The sequence below is a fragment of the Catenibacterium sp. genome, assembly GCF_052354645.1.
Classification (GTDB): Bacteria; Bacillota_I; Bacilli_A; order Erysipelotrichales; family Coprobacillaceae; genus Catenibacterium; species Catenibacterium mitsuoka_A.
This window is the reverse complement of the sequence record NZ_DAWDDM010000321.1, coordinates 1-2116: the sequence shown is the minus strand read 5'-3', so window position 1 is coordinate 2116 and position 2116 is coordinate 1. Positions and strand designations below refer to the sequence as shown.

General features: G+C 32.7%; 2 protein-coding genes. Both read left to right on the top strand.

From position 1 onward, the window contains the following. Positions 1–800: helix-hairpin-helix domain-containing protein (locus ACT8VG_RS10565; protein ID WP_444195848.1), on the top strand; the 800-nt coding region annotated here is incomplete at its 5' end. A 55-nt stretch (positions 801–855) separates the two neighbouring features. Further along, positions 856–2007, top strand: a complete 1152-nt coding sequence (locus ACT8VG_RS10560) for a M15 family metallopeptidase (RefSeq protein ID WP_117458848.1) — start codon at positions 856–858, stop codon at positions 2005–2007. Positions 2008–2116: the final 109 nt, after the last annotated feature.

Below are 2116 nucleotides of genomic sequence, written 5' to 3'. Positions count from 1 at the left end.
GTCATGTTCTTCAGCCACAACGAGGAGATAAGAAATCCTTAGTAGAAATGGCTAATAAAAATGCGAAAGAAGCATTAGAAAAGAAATTCTTGTTAAAAGAGAAGACAGATGAAAAAACAATTCTTCCTATTATTGAATTAGGCCAAAAACTAGGTATTGATACACCACATACAATTGAATTATACGATAACTCTAATATTCAGGGTGCTTATGCAGTCGCTGGTATGGTTGTATATAAAGACGGTGTACCATCTAAAAAAGATTATCGTAAATATAAGATCAAGACAGTAGAAGGTCCAGATGATTATGCAAGTATGAAGGAAGTTATCTATAGACGTTATTATCGCTTACTTATGGAACAAAAAGAAATGGCTGATCTCATAATTGTCGATGGTGGACTAGGACAGATCAAAGTTGCCAAAGAAGTGATAGACAGCTTAAATCTCTCTGTACATATATGTGGTTTATCCAAGGATGATAAACATTCTACCGCAATGTTGCTAGATGAAGATGGAAACCAGGTTCCTATTGATACAAAGAGTCCTTTATTCTTTTTATTAACGCGTATGCAGGATGAAGTGCATCGCTATGCTATATCATTCCACCGTCAGGTACGCTCTAAATCCTTATTTAGTTCTATATTAGATGAAGTAGAAGGAATAGGGGAAGCACGCAAGAAGAAGCTTCTTAATCATTTTAAGAGTGTTAAAAAGATGAAGGAAGCATCACTGGAAGAACTAGAAGCAGTCATTCCCAAGAATACTGCAGCAAAGCTCTATGAAGTACTACATAAAGAATAATCTATACACTCTTCATGATATACTATATAATTGACACTAGAGAGCAGGTGATTTAATGGAAAATAAGCGCAAGTATCTGTTTATTACAGTCATTGCATTATTTATCGTTTCATTCTATACAATTAATCTCCGATTTGATCCATTCTATCGTGTCAATGGCATCAACAACGATAATAGAATGATCATCGAAAAGTATTTAAGTAAAGAAGAACAGAAATATCTTGTAGAAAACAGAATTCCTCTTTACCATTTTATGAAATATATCAAATATGATGATTTCTATCTTCCATATTATCAATATTATGAACTACTAGAAAAAACAGGGCGTTACTCTACAAATAAATCTATCCTACAAACAGGCAATGAATTAGCAACTAAACTCACTGGCATCTATAAAGGTGCATCTTATGATCAAGCAAAGAAACTTGTAGAACATGATTTAGAAGCAGGATATTTATATAATCAGAACTTTGATTTTGATAAACTACAAATATATTATAAAATGAGACCTCTTTATGAAGATTATAGTTATGTAGACGATACAGAATACTATATTGAATTATTAAAGAATCGTGGACTAACAGATAAAATGATTCTTTCATTTTTCAAACAGGCATGTGCTAATTACTCTCGTTATGGTTTAACAACACTTATGACTCAGGCAAATAATCCTGATATGTTCTTGATTCCTGATCCTTCAGCTCTTTTAACTACCTTAAGTGATCAAACTTATATAGGTGCTTATGTTCCTCATAACCTTGTCTTAATGTCAGATATTCATCGTTTAAAATATGCCATGTATTTAAATAATGACGCTTATGACGCGTTAAAGAAGATGATTGATGCCATGCCTGATGAGATTGCGAATGACTTTTATGTTAAAGAAGCTTATACAAGCTTTACTGACTTACAGTATTCAAATCCTAACCTTGCAGGTAAAGATGAAAGACAATTAGGTCATACAGTTTCTATTGCATCTAAATCCATTGCCTATCAGGAGTTTGAAACATCTGCCCTGTCCCAATGGCTTGAAGCACATTCATATGAATATGGTTTTATATTACGTTATCCAAAACGTATGGCATCTTCTACAAATCATGTGTATGATGCACATTATTATCGTTATGTGGGTAAGAAGAATGCGAATAAGATTTATAAAGAAAATAGTTGTATTGAAGAATATAATCAGAAGGAGGCGGCTGAATGAAAAAAATTGTAATTATGTCAGATAACCATGGTGACATGAATATCTTAACAGATATTAAAGTTTTAGAAGATGATGCAGATTACTATATCCATTGTGGTGATAGTGAATC